Annotated in this window: 19 protein-coding genes; 11 read left to right on the plus strand and 8 right to left on the minus strand. The window is 62.5% G+C overall.

Translation table 11 applies throughout. The features are described 5' to 3' along the window. Positions 1–125 precede the first annotated feature (125 nt). Entirely contained in the window at positions 126–659 is a 534-nt protein-coding gene (locus AOG28_RS12150) for a hypothetical protein (protein ID WP_054556587.1), read from the plus strand. A gap of 121 nt (positions 660–780) precedes the next feature. Here the strand turns inward: AOG28_RS12150 and AOG28_RS12155 are convergent, their stop codons facing one another. From AOG28_RS12155 to rbsD, 8 genes are all read right to left on the minus strand, one after another. Then, a complete protein-coding gene (locus AOG28_RS12155) occupies positions 781–1,827 on the minus strand; it encodes a hypothetical protein (protein ID WP_152965412.1) in 1,047 nt (348 codons plus the stop codon). A 320-nt stretch (positions 1,828–2,147) separates the two neighbouring features. Further along, entirely contained in the window at positions 2,148–3,359 is a 1,212-nt protein-coding gene (locus AOG28_RS12160) for a dicarboxylate/amino acid:cation symporter (RefSeq protein WP_054556589.1), read from the minus strand. A 298-nt stretch (positions 3,360–3,657) separates the two neighbouring features. After that, complete coding sequence (locus AOG28_RS12165) at positions 3,658–4,800, minus strand: MFS transporter (RefSeq protein ID WP_054556590.1); 1,143 nt, start codon at positions 4,798–4,800, stop codon at positions 3,658–3,660. Positions 4,801–5,099: 299 nt separating this feature from the next. Then, positions 5,100–6,215, minus strand: coding sequence for a LacI family DNA-binding transcriptional regulator (locus AOG28_RS12170; protein WP_326998971.1), 1,116 nt, complete (start codon positions 6,213–6,215; stop codon positions 5,100–5,102). A gap of 93 nt (positions 6,216–6,308) precedes the next feature. Then, entirely contained in the window at positions 6,309–7,211 is a 903-nt protein-coding gene (gene rbsB / locus AOG28_RS12175) for a ribose ABC transporter substrate-binding protein RbsB (RefSeq protein ID WP_054556592.1), read from the minus strand. Positions 7,212–7,356: 145 nt separating this feature from the next. Continuing rightward, positions 7,357–8,334 carry a ribose ABC transporter permease gene (gene rbsC / locus AOG28_RS12180; protein ID WP_054556593.1) on the minus strand — a complete coding sequence of 326 codons (978 nt, stop codon included), beginning with the start codon at positions 8,332–8,334 and terminating at the stop codon, positions 7,357–7,359. After that, entirely contained in the window at positions 8,334–9,965 is a 1,632-nt protein-coding gene (locus AOG28_RS12185; protein WP_082388741.1) for a sugar ABC transporter ATP-binding protein, read from the minus strand. The genes rbsC and AOG28_RS12185 overlap by 1 nt, the downstream gene beginning before the upstream one ends. After that, positions 9,965–10,384, minus strand: a complete 420-nt coding sequence (gene rbsD, locus AOG28_RS12190; RefSeq protein WP_054556594.1) for a D-ribose pyranase — start codon at positions 10,382–10,384, stop codon at positions 9,965–9,967. Before rbsD ends, AOG28_RS12185 begins: the two co-directional genes overlap by 1 nt. 389 nt (positions 10,385–10,773) lie before the next feature. Here rbsD and fliD point away from each other — a divergent pair, with 389 nt between their 5' ends. The 10 genes from fliD to flhA all read left to right on the plus strand — a co-directional run bounded on the left by fliD (position 10,774) and on the right by flhA (position 23,033). Continuing rightward, positions 10,774–12,216, plus strand: coding sequence for a flagellar filament capping protein FliD (gene fliD / locus AOG28_RS12195; RefSeq protein WP_054556595.1), 1,443 nt, complete (start codon positions 10,774–10,776; stop codon positions 12,214–12,216). Between the two features lie 193 nt (positions 12,217–12,409). Then, positions 12,410–12,811 (plus strand): flagellar export chaperone FliS, encoded by a 402-nt coding sequence (gene fliS, locus AOG28_RS12200; protein WP_054556596.1) that lies wholly within the window; start codon positions 12,410–12,412, stop codon positions 12,809–12,811. Positions 12,812–12,813: 2 nt separating this feature from the next. Further along, entirely contained in the window at positions 12,814–13,179 is a 366-nt protein-coding gene (locus AOG28_RS12205; protein WP_054556597.1) for a flagellar protein FliT, read from the plus strand. Positions 13,180–13,355: 176 nt separating this feature from the next. Next, complete coding sequence (locus AOG28_RS12210; protein WP_152965413.1) at positions 13,356–15,275, plus strand: hypothetical protein; 1,920 nt, start codon at positions 13,356–13,358, stop codon at positions 15,273–15,275. A 928-nt stretch (positions 15,276–16,203) separates the two neighbouring features. Beyond that, positions 16,204–16,536, plus strand: a complete 333-nt coding sequence (gene flhD / locus AOG28_RS12215) for a flagellar transcriptional regulator FlhD (protein WP_054556599.1) — start codon at positions 16,204–16,206, stop codon at positions 16,534–16,536. Further along, positions 16,533–17,099 (plus strand): flagellar transcriptional regulator FlhC, encoded by a 567-nt coding sequence (flhC, locus tag AOG28_RS12220; protein WP_054556600.1) that lies wholly within the window; start codon positions 16,533–16,535, stop codon positions 17,097–17,099. The genes flhD and flhC overlap by 4 nt, the downstream gene beginning before the upstream one ends. Positions 17,100–17,368: 269 nt before the next feature. Beyond that, on the plus strand, positions 17,369–18,238 hold the full coding sequence (gene motA, locus AOG28_RS12225) for a flagellar motor stator protein MotA (RefSeq protein WP_054556601.1): 870 nt from the start codon (positions 17,369–17,371) through the stop codon (positions 18,236–18,238). A gap of 131 nt (positions 18,239–18,369) precedes the next feature. Next, positions 18,370–19,311, plus strand: coding sequence for a flagellar motor protein MotB (gene motB / locus AOG28_RS12230; protein ID WP_054556602.1), 942 nt, complete (start codon positions 18,370–18,372; stop codon positions 19,309–19,311). Between the two features lie 122 nt (positions 19,312–19,433). Continuing rightward, a complete protein-coding gene (gene flhB / locus AOG28_RS12235; protein WP_082388743.1) occupies positions 19,434–20,777 on the plus strand; it encodes a flagellar biosynthesis protein FlhB in 1,344 nt (447 codons plus the stop codon). A 159-nt stretch (positions 20,778–20,936) separates the two neighbouring features. Next, positions 20,937–23,033: a flagellar biosynthesis protein FlhA gene (gene flhA, locus AOG28_RS12240; RefSeq protein WP_054556603.1), complete on the plus strand. Its 2,097-nt coding sequence runs from the start codon at positions 20,937–20,939 to the stop codon at positions 23,031–23,033. Positions 23,034–23,056 lie beyond the last annotated feature (23 nt).

Genomic DNA, 23,056 nt, shown 5'->3' on the forward strand with positions numbered 1-23,056 from the left:
CAGGACCCCCGATTCACATTCATCCCGCTCGGGTTGCGCTCAAATGCAGCACAAACTGAAGAACTGCGGTAGAATGTGCGCCCAGACTTTAGCTCTTTATCAATTATTCGAGGCAACATAGCAGTATGACCGACGCTAATCTTGACGACCAGCTTGCATCCCTGTTTCAGGAGCAGGACACCAAGCAGGACCAGAACGCCCGCATCAAGGAGCTGGAGCGTCAGCTGCGTGAAGCCAGCAAAGAAGCCGACAAGCTCCGTAATGCCCGTGACAAGGCAAAGAAGGAAGTCGAAGACCTGCGCGCTCGCAACGAACGCCTGAGCGAGAAAGCCGCAGCCTCTGACAAGCACCGCAAGCAGGTCGAACACGAGTTCAACCAGAAGCTGGTGCAGTACAAGGCACGTCTGGCACGCGAACAGGCCATCGCCCAGTCTCGCATGATGCCGATGGGCGCAGCCGTCGAGGAAGCGACCGAAGAAGCCGATGCGGCCTCTCTGGAAGACCTCGGCCTCAACGCTGCCGCTATCCGTGCCCTGACTGACGCTGGCTACGACGACGTCGCCAAGGTTCGCAAGGCGCACGCTGATGGCGTGATCTCTGAAGTCAAGGGCATCGGCCCGAAGGCTCAGTCCCAGATCGCTGAAGCCCTCGACGCCTGATCGTTGCCGTTGATCGAAAAAACCCGCCAATCGGCGGGTTTTTTTGTGTCTGTGATTCGCCCTGTGGCGGGCGTGACTGCTGGGCCTGCGGCCGGGTCTACACCTGGGCTTACTTCTGGGTCTACTGCTGAATAGCAGGCCAGCTGACCGCTGACTGCTGCTCGCCCAGCCAGTCCTCGAGGGCGGTGCGCATGTCGGCGGTCGGGAGCGAGCGTCCGTTCAGTGCATGCACCACCCTGGGCAGGCTCGGGGCCTCACCGGCATCCGCCGGCCAGGCCTGCTTGAGCGTGAAGGCAAGCTTCATCGGCTCCTCGCCGTGCAGGTTCTGCTGCATGCGGGCGTGTTCCACGGCCAGCGACTCGAGCTCGGCCTCAAGGCTCGCATCCTCGAGATCGGCGCGGCTGACCAGCAGCATGCGCGGCAGGTCGAGCATGTCGGCGCGCGGCAGCCAGTCCTTGGACAGCGGATGCAGCGCCACCAGACGCGTTGCGTCATCGCCGTTGAGGAAGGCGGCGTGCATCTTGCGGCTGTTGATCAGCGCCTGGGGCGCATCGCCGACATATTCATCGCCTTCGAGTTCTTCCAGCGAGCGTGGGCTGACCAGCTGCATGCTGGAGCCGACCTTGACCTCGACCCACTGCTTCAAGGCCAGATGCGAGCGTGCATCGTCATCGCTCATCACCACTCGCACCGCACGCGTGGTGTCGTTGAGGAAGCGGATCAGCAGCTCCTGCGGCTCGAACAATTCGGTGTAGCGGATCAGCTCGTCACGCGCGACCAGGCTGACATCGTCGAGATCCGCGCCGTCCAGCACTCGCAGTGACATGCCGCCTTCGGCCAGTGCCTTGAGCATCTGCGGCGTCAGGTAGGCGGCGTCGAGGCTACCATCGCTCAGCCCTTGCTCCACGGCCTCGTGGCTTGAGAACTGCTTGAGCATCAGCGGGCTGCTCAGTTGCTCATCGAGGGTGCCCTCGGCTTCAAGCATCACGGCAGGACTGACGCTGACACCGCCATCGGCGGGCATACCGATCTCCAGCGCGCTGGCGTGCTGGGCAAGGGTCAGGCTGGCAGTGGTGAGCGACAGGGTGGCGAACATGCGTGCCAGACGCGGGCGAGATATCGGTAGTGATATCGAAGGACAGAACAGTGCAGGGGGAAGCAGGGACATCTGGCACTCCGGCAACGGTAATAGGGTGATGGCGTACGGCAGCGATGACAGCGCTCGCGCGTGGGCGCCAATGGTAGCCGTTTGGCCTGTGGGTGTCAGGCACGGCGCGGCGTCATGTCTCACCTCGCCGCCGACGCGCCATCCTGCGGGGTGGTTGAGAGGAAGACTGTGAAGATGATCGTATGGATGACCGCGGGTATTAAAAAGCCCCGTCTCCGAAGGGAGGCGGGGCTTTTGACGGCTGTCAGCGCAGGTGGCTCAGCTCACTTCTTGCACGGCTCAGAGCATGCGACAGCTCACGGCTCAGCACATACGGCAGCTCACGGCTGTGAGCGTGCCACCGGTGCTTCGCCGGTCGCGGCATCCGGCTCCGGCGTAGCCACCACACCATCGCGGCGCGCGAAGTGATCGACCCACAGCGCGATCACGCCATCGCCGGTGACGTTGGTGGCGGTACCGAAGCTGTCCTGGGCCAGATACAGCGCGATCATCAGGCCAAGTTCCGCCTCGCCAAAGCCAAGCATGCTGCCCAGCACGCCAAGCGCCGCCATCACCGCGCCACCCGGTGCCCCGGGCGCGGCGATCATGGTCAGGCCCAGCATGATCAAAAACGGAATCACTTCGCCGAGGCTTGCGAGTGCCAGGTTGTGGCTCATCATCATCACGGCAGTGGCGCAGGTGACGATGGTGATGGTGGAACCGGACAGGTGGATGGTGGCGCACAGCGGCACGCTGAAGTTGGCCACTTCATCGCTGACGCCATTGGCCTTGGTCTGACGCAGGCTGACCGGGATGGTCGCCGCCGACGACATGGTGCCCAGCGCCGTCAGGTAGGCCGGCAGCATGTTGCGCAAGAGGCCCAGCGGAGAACGACGTTGGATCAGGCCGGTGATCAGGTAGGCTGTGCTCAGCCATATCCAGTGCATCACGATCGCCAGCACCAGCACCTTCCAGAAGGTATCCAGTGTCGACAGCGCCTTGCCCTCGTAGGCCATCTCGGCAAAGGTGCCGGCGATGAACAGGGGCAGCAGCGGGATGATGACGCGATTGAGGAACACCTCGACCACTTCACGCGATTCGAAGACGGCGCTTTTCAGGGTCGGCAGTTCGCGGCGGCTGATGACCACGCCGAACACGAAGGCCAGCACCAAGGCCGTCATCACCGGCAGTGCCGCGGGGATTTCGAGATCGAGAAAGGGAGTCAGGGCATCGCGGCCTTCAGCGACCGGCGCCATGCCGGACAGCATGCCGGGCAGCAGGTTGCTGGCCACCAGGAAGGCGAAGATGCCGGCCAGAATCGTCGACCCGTAGGCCATGCCGACGGTGCGACCCAGCATGGCGCCGGAATTCTTCGGCAGCGACGCGATGCCGCTCATGACGTAGAACAGGATGATCAACGGGATGGTGAAGTTGATCAGCTGGCCGATGATGACCTTGGCGGTCAGCGCGGCACGTACGAGGGCATCCGGGGCCATCAGGCCGATCAGCAGGCCGGCAATGATGCCGAGGATAAGTTTGACGATGAGCTTCATGTGGATCTCGAGGGTTTGACGGGTTCTTGCCCCGATAACGGGTCGTGAATCGCGTACCACCTCGGCGACGCACCGAAATGGCGCGCAGAGTTTACCTGAATTGCGCCACCATTTCAGGCGCCTGGCCAGCTGCCGTGGCATGGGGTGTGGATGCCCATGACTCGACATGCTGACCAGGCGCCATCTCAGGTTCTCAGCCGTTCATCGCTTCGCTTTCATCACTTTCGCGCTTTCTCTCTTTCGCGCCTCGCTTGCCCACCCAGCGCTTCGCTTGCGCTCTCGTCTCACTGTCTTGATCTTACTGTGTTGAAGAAGCCGAGCGACGCTGCTTCACACCATGATGAACCAGTGCCACCGCTGCCAGTGCCAGCCCGAACAGTGACATGCCCTGCCAGCCATACACGCTCATCATCTTGACGCCGATGGCGGAACCGGCTGCCGCACCGAGGTAGTAGCACAGCATGTAGACGGCGTTCATGCGGCTCTGGGCCTTGGGGTCGATCGAGAACACGCGCACCTGGTTGGGAATCTGGGCCGCGAAGACGCCCAGGTCCAGCAGGATGATGCCGACGATCAGTCCGGCCAGGCTGTCACCCCACGCGGCGAGCACCGCGAAGGACGCCAGCACCATCACCAAGGCGAAGCTGATCAGGCGACCCGCGCCGACACGATTGACCAGTCGGCCCGCCGCCTTGGCACCGAAGATGCCCGCCAGCCCGATGATGCCGAACATCCCCGCCTGCTGGACGCTGTAGTCAAACGGCGCATCGGTGACGTGAATGGCCAGCGTCGCCCACATGGCATTGAAGGCCGCGAACCACAGCGCGCCGGTCAGCGCGGATTCCCGCAGCAGGGCATGTTGCTTGAACAGCGTACCCATCGAGGCGATCAGTCTGGGGTAGGCCATTTGCACGGCAGGCGCGCGGCTGGGCAGATGACGATGCAGCAGCACACCGATGATGACGGTGATGATGGCCGCGATCAGGAAGACGCTGCGCCAGCCCCAGTATTCGCCGATGCTGCCGCTCAGGGTACGTGACAGCAGTATGCCGATGGTCAGCCCCGTCATCAGGGTGGCGATGTTCTTGCCGCGCGCGTCGGGGGTGGACAGCGAGGCGGCCAGCGGGATCAGCTGCTGGGTGATGTTGGCGCCCAGCCCGGCCACGAAGCTTGCCAGCAACAGTGGCCAGAAGCTGGGGGCCAGGAAGATGCCCAGTGAGGCCAGTGACAGGGTGATGGACAGATTGCGGATCAGCTGGCGTCTGTCCATGGTGTCGCCCAGCGGCGAGATCAGCAGGATGGCGGCGGCATACCCGAATTGAGTTGCGGAGGGGATCAGGCCGATCATGCCTTGGCTCACGCCCAGTGAGCCGGCCATCTCCGCCAGCAGCGGCTGGTTGTAGTACAGATTGGCGGCGGTCGCAGCGACCGCGATCGCCATCAGCAACAATAACCCGCGGCCAATGGCGGGCGTGCTGTCGACGTCTGGTGTCGATGTCGGCGAGGCTGTGCCTGACGGGCCAGTATCTGATCGCGCAGTGTCCGATGGGGAAGTGCTTGAAGAAGTGCCTGTCACCTGGGTGTCCTCATGTCCGTGCTGCCAAGCGTGGCAGCGGTGATTCACGAGGGGCAGAGTAGGTAGTGTTCACCTATAAGAGAAATGTTGTTGTTTGATATGTTTGATGCTCATCCGCTATAGATCTTGTGATCTGCCTTGGAGGCGTTAAATCCTGGCTGCGCTCAAGCCTGGCTGTGCTTAAACGTTGTCTGGAGGCACTGGCCTGGCCGCGCGACACTGTCGCGTTCCACCAGCCTCGGGGCCAGTTGGGTCTGGCCCGGGAAGGGAGTGCCTTCCAGACGCGCGATCAACTGATCGACAGCCGTGGTGCCCAGCTCATAGATTGGCTGCCGGATGGTGGTCAGAGCAGGAGAGAGGTAGGCACTGATCTCGATATCGTCGTAGCCGATGATCGAGAGTTGCTGCGGTACCTTGATCTCAAGATCTTGGGCGGCGCGTAGGCAACCTAGCGCCAACAGATCATTGAAGGCGAAGATGGCATCCGGCCTGTCGGCCGGATTGGCCAGTAGTAGGTGAGCTGCGCGGTGGCCGTCGGCCAGCATCAACTGGGTCGCAATCTGCCAGTCCTCGGCGAGGCCCAGGCCAGCGGCGTACAGTGCTTCCAGTGCTCCACCCAGGCGCTCGCGGGAACGCGCATGATCACGAGGCCCGGTCAGCAGGGCAATGCGCTCGATTCCCTGCGCCAGCAGATGTTCGATAGCGAGCCTGCCCCCGAGGTATGAATCATCATTGACCACCGTCATGTCCCAGCCGGGCTGGGGCTCGGCGTCCATCATCACCGTCGGCAGTGGCAGGGCGCTGAGCGCCTCGAGAAAGCCGGCGCCGTTCTCAGCGGTCATTACCACCAGGCCATCGATGCGTCGGTCGCGCAGTGTCTCAAGGTAACTGAGCTGCTTGGCATCGATATCGTCACTGTTGCATAGAATCAGGCTGTACCCCGCCTGGTAGCAGCGATCCTCGACGCCGCGGATCACCTCGGCGAAGAAGGGGTTATGTGCGTTCGTGACGATCATACCCAGGGTGCGACTGCGGTTGGACTTCAGTGCTCGGGCAACACTGTCCGGTCGATAGCCAAGTGTGGCAATCGACTCGCGTACGCGCGCTTCAGTCGCGCTGGCCACCGGGCGGGTGGCATTTACGACATGCGACACCGTGGTTACCGAAACTCCAGCGTGTGCCGCCACATCCTTGAGTCGAATCACTTTTCTATCCCTGGTGGTGAGCCTGATGGTGAAAGTCGAGCGGGCGTCACTGGCCCTGCGAGGCGAGCAAGACACGCCATTGATGGAAAGACGCAAAAAGACGAAAAAACGCCGGCCATTGGCCGGCGTCCTGTCCCGCGATGCAGGCTGCGTGAGGCGTGTGATCGCTTATTCGGTGATCAGCTTGAGCGGCACGGAGATGGTCTTCTCGACGTCTTCGTCCTTGAGCAGCTTGTCGGCGGTGTCGACGCCGAGGCTGCCGATCAGTGCCGGTTGCTGGGCGACGGTGGCGTCCATCTTGCCGGCCTGCACGGCCTTGATGCCTTCATCGGTGCCATCGAAGCCGACCAGCAGGATGTCCTTGCCGGTGGCCTGCAGGGCACGCTGGGCGCCGAGCGCCATTTCATCGTTCTGGGCAAAGACGGCATTCACGCCCGGATGCGCCTGCAGCAGGTTCTCCATCACGTTCAGGCCCTGGGTGCGGTTGAAGTTGGCCGGCTGCGTGGCCACCAGGCTGAGGCCTGACTGGCCGTCGATGGCCTTCATGAAGCCTTCACCGCGATCGCGCGTGGCCGAGGCGCCGGCGACGCCTTCCAGCTGCACGATCTCACCCTTGCCTGCGAGTTTTTCGGCGATGAAATTGCCCGCCAGTTCGCCACCGGCGACGTTGTCGGAGGCAACGTGCGCCGCGACACGACCGCCATTGGCGCTGCGATCCAGTGTCACCACCGGCACATTGCGGCCATTGGCGGTGCGCACGCTGGAGACCACGGCATCGGAATCGGTCGGGTTGATCAGCAGCAGATCGACGCCGCGGGACAGGGCGTCTTCGACGTTGGACAGCTCTCGCGCGGCGTCATCGCCGGAATCCAGCACGATCAGCTCGTGGCCCAGTTCCTCGGCCTTGTCCTTGGCGCCCTGCTGGAGGCTGACGAAGAACGGGTTGTTCAGCGTCGAGACCACCAGCGCGATCTTGTCGGCCATGGCGGATTGCACCGGCATCAAGCTCAGGCCTGCGGCAGTGATGGCGGTGGTCAGCGTGGAGGTGAGCAGTTTTCCGTTCTTCTTCATGGCGATGGTCCTTTCGTTGTTGTCGGCGACCCGCTGGAGGGCCCCCATGGTTGGCGCACGGGGGCGAGGGTCTTCGATACTGCCGGGAATGAAATCGTGCTGTGTTTTACGGGCTTACTGTTGTTTGCTGCCTGGTACTCGCAGGCTATTTCTGCGCGCGGCTGTCGATCAGTACCGCGAGCAGTATGACGGCGCCCTTGGCGATCATCTGGTAGTAGCTGGAGACGCCCATGATGTTCAGCGCATTGTTGAGTACGCCGATCACCAGCGCACCGATCAAGGTGCCGAAGATGCGCCCACGGCCACCCATCAGGCTAGTGCCGCCGATGACGACTGCCGCGATGGCGTCCAGCTCGTAACCGGTGCCGGCATTCGGTTGTGCCGAGCCCAGGCGCGCGGCGAGGATGGCACCGGCCAGTGCCGCGAAGGCACCCGCGATGGCATAGACGCTGATCTTGATGCGATTGACGTTGATGCCGGACAGACGCGCGACCTTCTCACCACCGCCGACCGCATAGACGTGACGCCCGAAGCGGGTGTGATGCAGCATGCCCCAGCACAGCACGTAGACGAAGAACATCATGTAGATCGGGATCGGCACGCTGAGCCAGTAACCGCCGCCCAGATTCCAGAAGCTGTCGGCGGCTTCGCTGACGCCGATGGAGACCGGACGGCCATCGGTGTAGACGAGCGTAGCACCGCGCAACACCGTCATTGCCACCAGCGTGACGATGAAGGCCTGGATGCGACCGAAGGCGACGAACAGACCGGAAATGGCGCCCAGGCCGGCACCGGCGATGATGGTGCCCGGCACGCTCAGCCAGGGGGAAAGGCCGGCGGCGGTCATCGAGGCCGCGAAGGCGCCGGTCAGCGCAAGTACCGCGCCAACGGACAGATCGATGCCCGCGGTGAGGATGACGAAGGTCACGCCCATGGCGATGATGGCATTGATGCTGGTCTGGCGGAGCACGTTGAGCAGGTTGTCGGACGACAGGAAATTGTCGGACAGGCCGGCGCTTACGGCGATCAGCAGAGCCAGCGCGATCAGTGCCTTGTTGTCGACCAGCAGGCGCATGACGTCGAGGCGGCGGCCGCTGGCGGCAGAGGAAGAAGGAGTAGACATCAGTTCGGCATCTCGTGGCGGGAAGCGGAGGAATCGGGGGGAGAAGACGGGCGTGCGGTAGAGCGTGATGCAGCGTTTGTCGATGAAGTGCTGGTTTTCGAAGTGCTATCGCCGCTGAGCGGGCTCTCGAGGCCCGAGGCCGCGGTCATGATCGCTTCCTGAGTCGCGTTCTCACGGCTGAACTCGCCGGAGATGCGCCCATCGGCGACCACCAGAATGCGATCGGCCAGGCCGAGCAGTTCAGGCATTTCGGAGGAGATCAGCAGCACGCACTTGCCCTGGCGCTTTAGCTCATTGATCAGCAGGTAGATCTCGCGCTTGGCGCCGACATCCACGCCACGGGTCGGTTCATCGAGAATCACCAGCTCCGGCGCCGGCATCAGTGCCTTGGCCAGCGACACCTTCTGCTGGTTGCCGCCGGACAGCGTATCGACCGGCTGGTCGGTATTGCTGACCTTGATCTGCATGCTCTTGACGAAGCTTTCGACGGCGGCGGCTTCCTCGCCATGACGAATGCGCCCGAACGCGCCACAGAAACTCGGCAGGGCGCTCAATGACATGTTGCTGGCCACCGAATGGGCCAGAATCAGGCCCGCCTGCTTGCGGTCTTCCGGCACGTACACCAGGCCCGAGGCCAATGCCTCGGCCGGCGAGGCGAAACGCATCGGCTGACCATGCAGCTGCACGCTGCCGGCGCTGATACGGGTATCGCCGCACAGGGCGCGGGCCAGTTCGGTGCGCCCGGCGCCCATCAGGCCGCCAAAGCCGAGCACTTCTCCGCGGCGGGCAGAGAAGCTGATGCCCTTGACGCCCGGCGCCTCGAGGTCCTTCACCTCGAGCATCACCTCGCCATCAGGGCTGGCGGGCGTGTAAGGGTAGCGTTCTGCCAGCTCGCGACCGACCATCAGCCGAATCAGGCCGTCCTCATCCAGCTCCGCCGTCGGCCCCTGGTGGATCATCTGGCCATCGCGCAGCACGGCGACTTCATCGCACATGCTGAAGATCTCGTTCAGGCGGTGGGTGATCAGGACCAGCGAGCGGCCTTCGGCGCGCAGCTCCGCGACGACCTCGGCGAGAATCTCGGTCTCGATGTCGGTCAGCGCGTCGGTGGGCTCATCCATGATGATGATCTCGGCGTCCAGCGACAGCGCACGCGCGATCTCGACCATCTGCTGCTGACCGATGCTCAGCTCGCTGACGGCGGTGCGCGAATCCAGCGATTGGCGCAGGCGGTCGAGCAGCTGGCGGGCATCACGGTGCAGCCGCTTCCAGTCGACGGTGCCCAGCGCGGTGCGTGGCTCACGGCCGAGGAAGATGTTCTCGCCGGCAGACAGGCCCGGCACCAGATTGAGTTCCTGGTGGATGATGGCAATGCGACTGTCCATCGCCTGACGCGGGGTGGTGAAGACCACTTCCTCGTCACGTAGCCACAGCGTGCCGGCATCATAGCGATAGACGCCGGAGAGAATCTTCATCAGCGTCGACTTGCCGGCGCCATTCTCGCCGGCCAGCGCATGCACGCGCCCCGCGCGCAGGGTCAGGTCGACACCCTTGAGCACGCTGACCCCGGAGAAGCCCTTGTCGATGCCCTTGAGTGCCATCAGCACCCGTGGTTGTGCATGGCTCTGCATCAGAAGGGCACTCCACAGTGCAGGATCACGTTGGCGTACGGCGTGCACTCGCCCGTGCGCACGATGACGCTCGCCTCGGGCAGCGCCGCCTTGAAGGCTTCATGACTGAGCTGCTGGCGGCCGATCGGTGCGAGTGATAGGCGGTCCAGGGTGTCCAGACGTTCGACGATGGCGTCATGGAAGGAGGGGCTCTTGACCGGCAGTTCCTCGGCCAGGGTCGTGGCCTCGATGCACAGCTCGGCCAGCAGGGCGTCCAGCACCGGCAGCAGGGCGGGCAGGCCGGGAACCACCGCGAGATCGACACAGGGCACGCCCTCGGGAATCGGCAGGCCGGCGTCGGCGATCACCACGGTATGGGTATGGCCGAGACGGGCGAGGTGGCCACTGAGAGGTCCGTTCAAGATGCCGTGTCGTTTCACGTCGCAGTCCTTGGGTAAAGCAGGAATGAGTCGATCCAGTGTCTAAATCCGCTGGTTCACAATGGCGCCAATTATGAACCGCAAACGTTTGCGGTGCGGTAAGCGATACGTCGTAGGCGCTGTAGGGTGACTACCTTTCTGTAGTCTGAGGTCCAATGCGGGGTGCGCTCGGGAGGTGATCAACAAGGAAGGCGATCGAAAAAGAAGGTGGTCGCAAGAAGAAGTCACTCACACAAAAAACGTCTGCACAAGAAAGCCCTCAAGTTCACGAACCCTTTGCCGATAGTCCCAACACTCAGACAGACAAATACGCCCGGTATGCGTGCTTTTTCGCCTGATGGCGGTTCAGCGGGCATGTGAAAATACCTTCACCCTATCGAGAGGTGCATATGGCGACGATTTCATCGCTGGGGATTGGCTCTGGGCTCGACCTCAACAGTCTGCTGACCGATCTGGAGACGGCAGAGCGTCAGAAGCTCACACCGATCGAGACCCAGCAGGCAAGTTACGAGGCCGAGTTGTCGGCCTGGGGCACGATTCAAAGTCGCCTGGAATCCCTGGATACCGCCGCCGCGGCGCTGGCCGATGCCGAGACCTATACCGGCATGACCACCACTGCCAGTGGCTCGGGCGTCAGCGCCACGGCAACCTCGGAAGTGAGTGCGGGCAGTTATTCGGTGGCTGTCACCCAGCTGGCGCAGGCGCAGAGTCTGGCGACGACGGGGCAGGCCAGCCGCGATGAAGCCATCGGTGATGGCACCGCGACCACGCTGACGCTGTCATTGGGCACGTTGGCCAGTGACGGCAGCTATGCGGCGGATGCCGAGCGCAGCGCCAGCATCGTCATCGACGAGAGCAACAACACGCTGGAAGGCATTCGCGATGCCATCAATGAGGCGGGTCTCGGGGTCACGGCCTCGATCGTCAATGATGGCTCCGACACGCCGTATCGCCTGGTGATGACCTCGGACGAGACGGGCAACGAGGCGGTGATGAGCCTCTCGACCAGCGGCGAGGTGGCAGAGCTCGATAGCCTGCTCAGCCATGACCCAGCAAGCAGTGACCCGGCCGCCGGCGGGATGGAGGAAGTCGTCGCGGCGCGCAATGCCGAGTTCAGCGTCAACGGCATCAGCATGCAAGCCACCTCCAATGTCATCGATGATGCCGTGGATGGCTTGACCCTGACGCTGAGCGAGACGAACACGACTGCGAGCGTGGTCACCGTCAAGGAGAACGCCGAGTCGGTAAGCAAGGCGATGGAAACCTTCGTCAATGCCTACAACGATCTTCAGGACACCATCGACAATTACACCGCCTTCAATGCTGATGAAGGGACAGCGGGGGAATTGCTGGGCGATTCGACGCTGCGCACCATCGAGAGTCGCCTGACCTCGGCGCTGAATTTCACCAGTGAGGGCGATTTCTATGCGCTCTCCTCGCTGGGAGTGAGCCGTACCAACGATGGCAAGCTCGAATTCGACAGCGCCGTGATCGAGGCTGCCGACAGTGAGCAGCTGGCGGCGATGTCGGGGTTCTTCATCTCCGATGATGAGGCGGGCACCAGCGGTTTCGCCAGCCAGATGTCCAGTCTGCTGGAAGAGGTGGTCGGGGAAGACGGCACGCTGGAAAGCACCACGGAAGGCATCGAGGGGTCGCTGGAGAGTCTCGCCAGTCAGTATGAGCAGACCGAAGACACCATCGAGGCCACCATCGAGCGTTATCGGGAGCAGTTCACGGAACTCGACATCCTGGTGGCCAACCTGACATCCACCAGTGACTACCTGACCAGTCAGCTGGAAACGCTGGAAAATAGCTGGGACATGACGGGCTGATCGGTGGCTGATGCTCTGAGACATTGGTCATTGGTCATTGGTTACTGACCCAGGCCCAGGCCCAGGCCATCCGCCATGCGCTTGCGAGATTCGATGCGTCCGGCAATGCCCGCAGTCGAGACGTCATGCCGACGACGGCTACATATCTGACAGAGATACTGACAAACGCCATGAACAAGGGAACCCAATCACCATGAGTCGCTATCGTGGCGCCAATGCCTATGCCCGTGTCGGCGTGGAATCCGGTGTGCTTTCCGCCAGCCCACACCAGTTGATCGTGATGTTGTTCGAGGGAGCAGACCGTGCGCTGGCGGCGGCGCGTCTGCAGATGGAGGCCGGCGACGTGGCCGCCAAGGGACAGTCGCTGGCCAAGGCGACCAGCATCGTCACCGAAGGTCTGCGTGCCTGTCTGGATCATGAGCAGGGCAATGAGGTCGCGACCAACCTTGATCGCATGTATGACTACATCGCGCGCCTGATCATGCAGGCCAACCTGGGCAACAGCCCGGAAAAGCTCGACGAGGCGCGTCGCCTGCTCAACGAGCTGGGAGACGCCTGGCGTCAGATTGCCGTACACGACAAGGGATTGGATTGACCATGGACAGCACTGCACTGCTCGCCGATGACACCTTCCAGCAATGCGATGAGCTGCTGGAGCAGATGAATGCCATGCTGCGCTCGGCACGCCTGGGTGACTGGCCCGCGGTACTCGGCGGGCAAGCCAGCTATATCGAGAAGATGCAGCAACTGCGCATGCCGCGAGGTGGCAACGCCGAGACGCGCAAGGCGCTGGAACAACGTCTGCGCACGCTGACTACGCTGGAATCAGAGCTGACCGTCCAGCTCAAGGCGCGCCAGAGCCAGTTGCAGGAAGTGCTCGGGGATGTGGGTACGCGCCGCAAGCTGGCACGCAGCTATGGCCAGGGCAATTATGGCCAGGGCAGTTACGGTCAGAATAGCTGAGGTCACAGTAGCCAAGGCCAGAACAGCCAAGACCAAAACAGCCAAGATCAGGCAAGTTACGATCAGGGCGGCCAGGCTCAGCAGAGCAAGGCTTGATCGGACACGGGGAGAGCTGAGCCTCCAGGGCTTCGCGCATGACTCCCTGACGGCCTCCCTGGCAATGAGGATTGCACGACATGAGCGGCATCAATCCCTTGATCGATAGTCTGCTCCATCAGGTATTGGGGAGGACGGCACAACGCCCGCCGCCGGCGGACTCCGGTGTCGTCTTCCCGACCTCCGCTCTCCAGTCGCGCCAGGGGCTGGGGGCGGAAGATGGCAAGGGCAGTGGTGGCCAGAATGGCGCCAATCCGCTCTTCCAGACGGGAACTGGTACAGGCTCAGGCGCAAGGCCTGCGGCCCCGTCATTGAATGCCAGCGCAGCGTTGCTGACAGCCTCGCAAGCCTCCACTTCTCCCACTGGCGCCCTCGCGTCAGCTTCCTCCTCCCTCCCACCGTCCGGTGCTTCCGTCGAGCTGACGACGCAGACGCAGACGATGTCGCGTTTGCTCGATGCCCTGTCACAGCTGGTGGCCAGCGGCTCGCCGTCCGCGCGGGTCGGGTTGGCGCTGCCGGAAGGGCAGTCGCTGGTTTCTCTGTTGGCGCGCGGCCAGCCCTTGCCCGGTCTTCTGGCGCCCATGGCGTTGTCCAGCGCATCACTTCTCAGTCTGTCGGCGGCCTTGAGCCAGCAGATTCACCAGAGCGGGCTCTTCTACGAGGCGGACCTGCTCGCCTGGGTCGAGAATCGGCTGGGATTGGCCGACCTCGCCGGTCATCCGCAGCTCGCCAATGCCAGATTGGAGGCTCTGTTGGCCTGGCGGCAATGGCCGGTGCTGGCGGAGGCGCGCTTCATCCCCTGGGAGGCGACACGCGAGGACGCCTTTGTCTGGCGCATGCGAGACATGCGAGCAGAGCTGCGCCGTGAGTCGCGCCCGGGCATGGCACGGCCGAGCGGTGACAGCTTGTTGCCGCCGGGTGGCATTGACGCGGCCCGACATGGCGCCAGCGCCCATGAGGCCAGTGCGCTGGGTGCCTATCGCGCCAACATGCCATTGGGCGTCGCTCAACCTGCCGCCTCTGATGTGTCTCGCCAGGCGATTGGCTCAGACGCCCTTGCCAGCGGGCTAGTACAGCAACAGCTGTTGTTGATTCTAGGTCAGCCCTTCCATTGGCAGGGCCTGTTGATTCCCGGCCTGCATGCCTTCTTCAGCCTCTATTTCCCGGGGCCGCCTTATCGGCATCGCTCGCGGGATGAGGAGGAGCGACGTACAGCGCCATTGGTCGTGACGCCCGTGGCTGCGCATGACGCCACACCTGACAGTCGCCGCAGTGATCACGGCGAGGCTCAGCAGTGGAAGATGTCGCTGACCTTGGTGGCAGGAGACAGCGATGGCGAGGAGGGCAGCGATCGCAAGCCACAGGTGACTTCCGAGTCGGAGGATCTTGCCGCGAAGGAAAATGCAGAACAGGGCGAAGGGCAGGCGCCAGCGCCCGGTAGTGTGGAAAGTGCGGAAAGTGCGGGTGGTGAGAAAAGCAGGAGCAGTGAGAGCGGGGAGACTGCCGCGCGGGCAACGCTTGCACTGAACCTGACCTGGTATCAGCTCGCTGCGCCTGTGGCATTGGTGGTCGAGATAGAGCGACTGACGCAACCCTCCAGCAATGCAGGCGAGCGTGATGCGGCCTTGCGCGAACTGCAGCATGCGCTCGCGCAAGGTCTGGCCGGGATGGCGCCCCGGGTGCACGTACGCCCCGTCGATGCAGTGCCTGATCATGAGGCGCCCGCGTCTTCTGATGGCGCATCTGTCGATGCCCCTCGGGCCACGGCAGAGCAAGCGACGGATTTCATGCATACCCAGGGTGAGAGGCTGGGGCAGCGCATCCAGCAGCGGGCCAATTCGCTGGGTCTGAGCGTGCATGAAATGCCCGAGCTGGTCGAAATGCTGGCCACCGGCCTGCCGGCACGCAAGGAATTGCCCACAGCCTTGATGCAGGTCGTCGTCAAGATCGCCGAGCTATGGGCAGAGAGGCATCGCTCACAGAAGGCGCCTTGCGAGTAAAATCCTCGAATGGCCCGCTCTGCAGGATGATGTTTCATCCTTGTACGATTCTTGCTCATTGAGCCCTGACGAATGTTTTTATGGCATGCCACTGCATGGCGACTGTGGAGGTGTGAAGTGACACTTCAGGCGTCACGCTACAGGCCAGGATATCGAGAAATATAATTTATTTATAATATTTAAATAAAGCGTCACTCAGGCGAACTGCTTGCGTGGATACGGTATTGAAACTCCGCCGAGGGTCGCCCTGTAAATGCAGCTAGATTCTGCATGTTGTTTGTGCCAGAACCCTCATATGCAGTGTTTTATTGTGTTGAAGCGGCGAGATAAGCCCATTTGGGCGAGCCGCTGGCGGGTCCTCTCACAGCGTTGAAATAGCAGATAGCCCATTCTGGACAAGTGCTGACATTGCGTTATTCCTCGCCTTTACGCAGGGGTAACTTGCTGCCTGTTGGCGGCCCGTTCGGGGCAATTGCTCGATATTGTACAAGGCATGCCCCGGGTGGCGGGAAAGGGTCAGGCCTGCCTTTCACGAAAATGCAACACTCTGTGCGCACCATCCGCTTGCTATTGCTTTGTATGACAAATCTGGTGCATCGTGATTATGCAAGTCGTCTTGAAGACAAGATTGAGGGCTTTTCTGACACACCTTGCTGCCATTTCGGCGGCTTGATGCAGCTTTTGTGCATATAGCGTAGTGGTATGTAAAAAAATGTTGATGAAGAGTCTGGTCCATTACGTGATTAAGTATTAGAATCGCCATCTTAAAGTGGGTGGCTCATTTGGTCATGAAGCCGCAAGCCCGCATGGCGCCACTGGTCCGGCGCCATTGAGTATTTCGTTTCATTACATCAAAACCATAAGGAATGACGGTCGAGCGCCAGGGTTGGCGGTAGCTCGGGACGATCAGACCACTCAGGGAATCATGATGTCCTCACTGCTCAATGATATACAGAGTGTCAATCTGTCGTATCTTCTGCTTGTGCAGCGCTTGTTGGTCGAAGATACGGAAATGGCGCTGGTACGCCTGGGTCTCGATCAAGAGATGGCGGATCTTTTGTCTGGCATGAGTGTCAGTCAGCTGGTGTCGTTGTCGTCCTGCAATCAACTGCTGTGCGAGCTGGCGTTGGATGATGCCTCGCAGCTCAAGGGAGTCTTGCAGGGTGGTCGCGACCAGGATTTCAGCGCGATGCACACTGCCATGCTGCTGAATGCGCGCCAGAACGATGCTGGACTTCGCCAGGGGGGAATCAGTGGATGACCCAGAAAAGTCTCGTCGATGAACTGCAACAGCTGCAGTTGGCAGTAGAGTTGATCGAACTGGGGGCCCGCCTGCAGGTGCTCGAGACGGAAACGGAGATCAGCCGCGCGCGCCTGGTCAAGCTGTACAAGGAAGTTCGGGGTGTCTCGCCGCCCAAGGGCATGCTGCCGTTTTCCACCGACTGGTTCATGACCTGGCAGCCCAATCTGCATGCATCGCTGTTCCACGGTTTCTACCGTCGGCTCAAGGCGCAGGGCGCGTCGCGCATGAATGCCTTCGTCAAGGCATATCGCTTCTACCTGGAGCATGTCGGCGAAGACGAGCCGGTGCTGGCGCTCACGCGCGCCTGGACACTGGTGCGCTTTTTCGAAAGTGATCTGCTGGAAGTGGCCAGCTGCAAGACCTGCAGTGGCCATTTCGTGGTGCACGCCCACACGCCATCACACGATTACGTGTGTGGCATCTGTCAGCCGCCATCGCGTGCCGGCAAGACGGCAGCACGCCGCAAGGCCCGTGAAGAACTGGCACTGGAGCAGTCGGCAGCCGTCGCCAGCCTCGGATGATAGCTGTCTCGTGTCAGTGAAGGCGCCAGGATTGCGCCAGGCGATCGAGCAAGACGAGCGTGCAAAGACCAGAAGGCTTGCCCATCCCCGGGCAAGCCTTCTTGCGTTGTGCACCATTGATCGCCCGCCTGGCTCAATGCCGACTGTTCGACCATGGCTCATTCGACAACGACAGCCTCAACGAATATTCCGCCGTGACCCTAAAGACATGCTCAGCGACGCCGATAGTCAGATTCATGCGACGTTGACCGAATGCCAAGGGGGTTATTGTGTTGTTGTTCATAGGCTATCTAGTGGTCATCGCGTCCACCCTGGGCGGGTATCTGATGGTGGGCGGGCACCTGGCGGTGCTGATGCAGCCCGCGGAATTGCTCATCATCTGTGGCTCTGCCGTCGGTGCATTTCTGGCCGGCAACAACGGCAAGGCCATCAAGGCCACCGGCAAGGCGTTCTCGAAGTTGAAGCGCACGCGTGGCTACAACAAGTCCCTGTATATGGAAGTCATCGGGCTGCTGTATCTGCTGCTGTCGCGTGCCCGTCAGCAGGGCATGCTGGCGATCGAGCAGGACATCGACAATCCGCAGGAAAGCGCATTGTTCGCCGAGTATCCGCGCCTGCTCTCCGACCCCATTCTGATGAATTTCATCACCGACTACCTGCGCCTGATGGTCAGCGGCAACATGGACCCCTTCGAGCTCGAGTCGCTGATGGAACACGAGATCGAGACCTTCAAGCACGAGACCGAGATTCCGGTGCATTCCCTCTCGGCGGTGGCAGATGGCCTGCCGGCCTTCGGGATCGTCGCCGCCGTGATGGGGGTGGTGCATGCGCTGGCCTCGGCAGACCAGGGTGCCGCCCAGCTGGGCGTGTTGATCGCCAATGCCATGGTCGGCACCTTCCTCGGCATCCTGCTGGCCTATGGGTTCGTCACGCCGGTCGCCAACAAGATCCAGCACGAGGTGCACGAGGCCGTGAAGATGATGCAGTGCATTCGCGTCATCCTGATGGCCTCGCTCAATGGCTACGCTCCGCAGGTCGCGGTGGAATTCGGCCGCAAGGCGTTGTTCACCGCCGAGCGTCCTAGCTTCAACGAGCTGGAAGAGCATGTACGCGAGATCAAGAACAAGGGTGCGGGCTGATATGGCGTTGCTGTCTCTCGCAAGTGCGTCAGTCGCAAGCGTGTCCGTCACCTGCGTGTCAGTGACACAGGTATCGCTGGCTGTCGAGGTCGAGGCAGTGGGTGTCTCTGGACTGAAGCTCGGAGGTCTCGATGAGTGAAGAGCGCAGACCCATCGTCATCAAGCGGCCGCGTATCGTCAAAGGACATCATGGCGGTGGTTGGAAGATCGCCTACGCCGACTTCATGACCGCGATGATGGCCTTCTTCCTGGTGATGTGGGTGATCTCGAATGCCTCGGATGACGACCTGCGGGAAATCTCCGACTACTTCGGTGCGCCGCTGGAAGTCTCGCTGCTGGGGGGCGATCGCAATTCGGCCTCCAGCAGCGCCATTCCCGGTGGCGGCTTCATGGCCGAGCAGACCCAGGGCGAGAAGGGCGCTGATCTGCAACGCCTGCAGCGCCAGGCGCTGGCCGATGATTCCCGCATGGCCGCCATTCGCGACGAGATCGACACCACCATGACGCAGCGCATGGCCGATGACGCGGACCTGGCCGAACTGCGTGAGCAGCTGCAGATCGAGCTGACCTCCGAAGGCCTGCGCATCCAGATCACCGATAGCGACCAGCACCCGATGTTCGCGTTGGGCAGCAAGCAACCCTCGCCACAGTTGTCGCAGCTGCTTGGCTTGCTGGCGCCGATTCTCAAGCGGCTGCCCAATCATCTGAGCATCACCGGGCATACCGACAATCGTCCCTTTGTCGGTGAAGGCGGCTACGGCAACTGGGAGCTCTCCACCGATCGCGCCAATGCCGCGCGCCGCGTGCTGGGCAACAGTGGGCTGCCCTATGAGCGCATCGTGCGTGTGGTCGGCATGGGCTCGCGCATCAGCCTCGACAGCCAGAACCCCGAGGCCGCCATCAATCGTCGCATCAGCCTGATGGTGCTCAGTCAGTCGGCCTATCGCGATATCACCGACAGCAACGGCGTCAACCCCCGGCCCGCCGAGGACATCAACAGCCTGCGCGAGCGTCTCGAGCAGCTGGCAAGCCCGAGCGAGGTGCGTCATCGCCAAGCCGGGCTCAAAGGCTAGCGACTTACTCTTTAAGTCCTAGCCTATTTCTCGCGTTATTCCCCGCTTTGATCCTGACATCGGGAGGCACAATGGTCAGATGATATCCGGGCGTTGGTCGCCTAATGCAAGCGGAGTAGCCGGTGGCTGACGAGCAGAGCAGCGACGACAAGACAGAAGACGCCACGCCCCACCGAATACAGAAGGCCCGCGAGGAAGGGCAGGTGCCCCGCTCGCGGGAGCTTGCGACCTTTCTGTTGCTGGGCGGAGGTGCGGCAGGCCTGTGGCTGTTGGCCGGGCCGCTTGGCGACACCCTGGAGCGAGTACTGGGCGCCTCGTTCGGCTTCGATCGCGCTCAGGCACTCGACAGTCGCGTGATGCTGGCCAATGCCTTGATGCTGGGCCAGGAGGCCTTGCTGGCACTGTTGCCGTTGTTCGCCCTGCTGATGGTGCTGGCGCTGGTCGGCCCGGTGTTGCTGGGCGGCTGGATGTTCTCCACCAAGTCGCTGGCGCCGTCGCTGGGCAAGCTCAATCCCGTCAAGGGGCTGGGCAGAATGGTGTCCTCCCAGGCGCTGGCCGAGCTGCTCAAGACCATCGCCAAGTCGATACTGGTCGGTGGCGTGGTGGTGATGTATCTGCATGCCCAGCGCCAGGAATTGATGGCCTTGATGATGATGCCACTGGGCAACGCCATGGCGGATGCGCTGGCGATCGTGGCGCGCTGTACGGCGCTGGCGATATTGATGCTGATCGTGCCGACGCTGATGGATGTGCCGTACCAGCTGTGGAGTCACGCCAAGAAGCTGCGCATGAGCCTCGAGGAGATCAAGCGCGAGCACAAGGAAACGGATGGCGACCCGCAGATCAAGGCGCGCATCCGTCAGCAGCAACAGGCCATGGCGCGTGCGCGCATGATGAGCGCCGTTCCCACTGCCGATGTCATCGTCAACAACCCGACGCACTACTCGGTGGCGCTGGTCTATCACGAGGGCGACATGCGCGCACCGCGGGTGGTGGCCAAGGGGCGTGATGAGGTGGCGTTGCGCATTCGCGAAGTGGGCGAGGCGAACGGGGTGCCGATGCTGAGTGCGCCGCCCCTGGCGCGTGCCCTGCACACCCATGTCGATCTCGAGCAGGAAATTCCCATTGCGCTCTACCAGGTGATCGCCGAGGTGCTGGCCTGGGCGATGCGACTCAAGCGGGCGCGCCAGCAGGGTGGCCTGCGCCCGAGTCTGCCGGCAGATCTGTCCGTTCCTGATGAGTATCAGGTGCCCGAGGAGGCGCAAGGGACGGCTGAGGAGGCTGACCCGCCAGGCGCCGAGCGTGATGGCGGGGAGTCGACAGCCGAAGCTGACGCGTTAGCCTCAGGCGCACCGCCCTCTGACACGACATCCTCTGATGACGCCGATGCCGGGGCGGTGTTCCAGCCCAGCGCCAAACCCGGGCCGGACGGTGACGCAACGACGGATCCTCGTGTCGGAAGTTGATGATCGAAGTTGATGATCGAAGTTGAGGCCCGAACTTGATAACCGTCCTGCTGGCTGATGCTGCTGCCCGAACCCCATGACTGACCGCCATTTGTGCTCCCCAAGCCCAGGCCGCTGCGCCGCACGCGCAACGCCCTTCACGATCGATGAGCCGCTTGCATGAATACCTTGCTGACACTGTTTGACCGCGTGGGGCTCAACACCTCCAGCCAGCTGAAGGTGCTGGCCGGGCCGCTGCTGATTATGATGATCCTGTCGATGATGGTGTTGCCGCTGGCGTCCTTCATCCTCGATCTGCTGTTCACCTTCAATATTGCGCTGTCGATCATGATCCTGATGGTCAGCATGTTTGCGCAGAAGCCGCTGGATTTCTCGGCCTTCCCCGCGGTGCTGCTGTTCTCGACCTTGCTGCGTCTGTCGCTCAATGTCGCCTCGACGCGGGTGGTGCTGCTGGAAGGTCACAACGGCGGTGACTCGGCGGGCAAGGTCATCGAGGCCTTCGGCCAGTTTCTGGTCGGCGGCAACTTCGCCGTCGGCCTGGTGGTGTTCTCGATTCTGGTCATCATCAACTTCATGGTCATCACCAAGGGCGCCGGGCGTATTGCCGAGGTCGGCGCACGCTTCACGCTGGACGCCATGCCCGGCAAGCAGATGGCGATCGATGCCGACCTCAACGCCGGCCTGATCGGCGAAGACCAGGCGCGCGAGCGCCGCCGGGAAGTGTCGCAGGAATCCGATTTCTTCGGCTCGATGGACGGTGCCAGCAAGTTCGTGCGCGGCGATGCGGTGGCGGGGCTGGTGATCATGGTGGTCAATATCATCGGCGGGCTGATCATCGGGGTCGGGCAGCACGACCTGAGCATGTCCGATGCGGCGCGCACCTATACGCTGCTGACCATCGGCGATGGCCTGGTGGCCCAGATTCCGTCGCTGGTCATCTCGACCGCCGCGGGCGTGATGGTGTCGCGGGTCAACACCAATGAAGACGTCGGTCAGCAGATGATCGGCCAACTGTTCAAGAGCTCGCAGGTACTGTGGTTGGCGGCTGGCGTGATGGGCTTGCTGGGCCTGGTGCCGGGCATGCCCAACATGGTCTTCATTCTCTTCACCTTGCTGCTGGCGGGGTTTGGGTGGTGGGCCTCCCTGCGCGAGAAGGAGGTCAGCAGCGAGGCGAAGGAAGAGGCGGTGCCCGCGCCTGCGGCGGCCGTGCAGGAGGTCAGCGAGGCCAGCTGGGATGACGTGCGACTGGTGGAGCCGCTGGCGATGGAGGTCGGTCATCGCCTGATCGCGATGGTCGACATGCGTCAGGGCGGTGAGTTGCTGGCGCGCATCAAGGGGGTGCGTCGCAAGTACGCCCAGGAGATCGGGTTCCTGCCGCCGGTGGTACATATCCGCGACAACCTCGAGCTCGGGCCCAATCAGTATGTCATCAGCCTGAAAGGCGCCGAGGTCGGGCGGGGCGAAGCCTATCCGGGCCGCTGGCTGGCGATCAATCCGGGCAAGGTGTCCGGCAAGCTGCCGGGCGTGGCCACCACCGAGCCGGCCTTCGGCCTGGCCGCCACCTGGATCGAGCCGGAAACCCGCGAGCAGGCCCAGGTCTATGGCTACACGGTGGTCGACACCCCGACCGTGATCACGACCCACCTCAATCATCTGATGACCCGCCATGCCGATCAGCTGCTCGGGCGCAGTGAGGTCAGCAAGCTGCTCGAGAAGCTGGGCCCGCAGGATGGTGGCCTGGTGGAGGAGGTGGTGCCGGCCTTGATCAGTCAGGGCACCCTGCAGCGTATCCTGCACAACCTGCTGGATGAGGAAGTCTCGATTCGCGACATGCGTACCATCCTCGAGGCGCTTGCGGAGCATGCACCGCACAGCAAGGACCCCAACGACCTGACTGCCATGGTGCGCGTCGCCCTCGGGCGAGCCATTACCCAGTACTGGTTCGGCGCCGAACGCGTCTTGCGCGTGATCGGTCTGGAGGCGCAGCTCGAGCAGGTGCTGATGCAGGCCTTGAGCAGCGGCAATGCGCTGGAACCCGGCCTTGCCGATACCTTGATGCAGCATGCCGAGAATGCCGTCGCTGCGCAGGACGCCAATGGCGAGCCCAGCGTTCTGGTGGTTGGGCATGCGCTGCGACCCTTGGTGGGGCGCTTCCTGCGTCGTCGCTTCAAGAGTCTGGCGGTGCTGTCCCAGGCAGAGATTCCCGATGACCGCGAGCTGCGGGTCACCCAGATGATCGGGGGGCGTGCGGCGTGACGCCAGGGCAGCGCGACTCACCA

This window comes from Cobetia sp. UCD-24C, assembly GCF_001306765.1.
Lineage (GTDB): Bacteria > Pseudomonadota > Gammaproteobacteria > Pseudomonadales > Halomonadaceae > Cobetia > Cobetia amphilecti.

What these genes read in the sequence shown, in the direction of transcription:
- AOG28_RS12150 (WP_054556587.1), top strand. Translation starts at nt 126, where the DNA reads ATGACCGACGCTAATCTTGACGACCAGCTTGCATCCCTGTTTCAGGAG.
- AOG28_RS12155 (WP_152965412.1), bottom strand. Translation starts at nt 1,827, where the DNA reads ATGTCCCTGCTTCCCCCTGCACTGTTCTGTCCTTCGATATCACTACCG.
- AOG28_RS12160 (WP_054556589.1), bottom strand. Translation starts at nt 3,359, where the DNA reads ATGAAGCTCATCGTCAAACTTATCCTCGGCATCATTGCCGGCCTGCTG.
- AOG28_RS12165 (WP_054556590.1), bottom strand. Translation starts at nt 4,800, where the DNA reads ATGGCGATCGCGGTCGCTGCGACCGCCGCCAATCTGTACTACAACCAG.
- rbsB (WP_054556592.1), bottom strand. Translation starts at nt 7,211, where the DNA reads ATGAAGAAGAACGGAAAACTGCTCACCTCCACGCTGACCACCGCCATC.
- rbsC (WP_054556593.1), bottom strand. Translation starts at nt 8,334, where the DNA reads ATGTCTACTCCTTCTTCCTCTGCCGCCAGCGGCCGCCGCCTCGACGTC.
- AOG28_RS12185 (WP_082388741.1), bottom strand. Translation starts at nt 9,965, where the DNA reads ATGCAGAGCCATGCACAACCACGGGTGCTGATGGCACTCAAGGGCATC.
- fliD (WP_054556595.1), top strand. Translation starts at nt 10,774, where the DNA reads ATGGCGACGATTTCATCGCTGGGGATTGGCTCTGGGCTCGACCTCAAC.
- fliS (WP_054556596.1), top strand. Translation starts at nt 12,410, where the DNA reads ATGAGTCGCTATCGTGGCGCCAATGCCTATGCCCGTGTCGGCGTGGAA.
- AOG28_RS12205 (WP_054556597.1), top strand. Translation starts at nt 12,814, where the DNA reads ATGGACAGCACTGCACTGCTCGCCGATGACACCTTCCAGCAATGCGAT.
- AOG28_RS12210 (WP_152965413.1), top strand. Translation starts at nt 13,356, where the DNA reads ATGAGCGGCATCAATCCCTTGATCGATAGTCTGCTCCATCAGGTATTG.
- flhD (WP_054556599.1), top strand. Translation starts at nt 16,204, where the DNA reads ATGTCCTCACTGCTCAATGATATACAGAGTGTCAATCTGTCGTATCTT.
- flhC (WP_054556600.1), top strand. Translation starts at nt 16,533, where the DNA reads ATGACCCAGAAAAGTCTCGTCGATGAACTGCAACAGCTGCAGTTGGCA.
- motB (WP_054556602.1), top strand. Translation starts at nt 18,370, where the DNA reads ATGAGTGAAGAGCGCAGACCCATCGTCATCAAGCGGCCGCGTATCGTC.
- flhA (WP_054556603.1), top strand. Translation starts at nt 20,937, where the DNA reads ATGAATACCTTGCTGACACTGTTTGACCGCGTGGGGCTCAACACCTCC.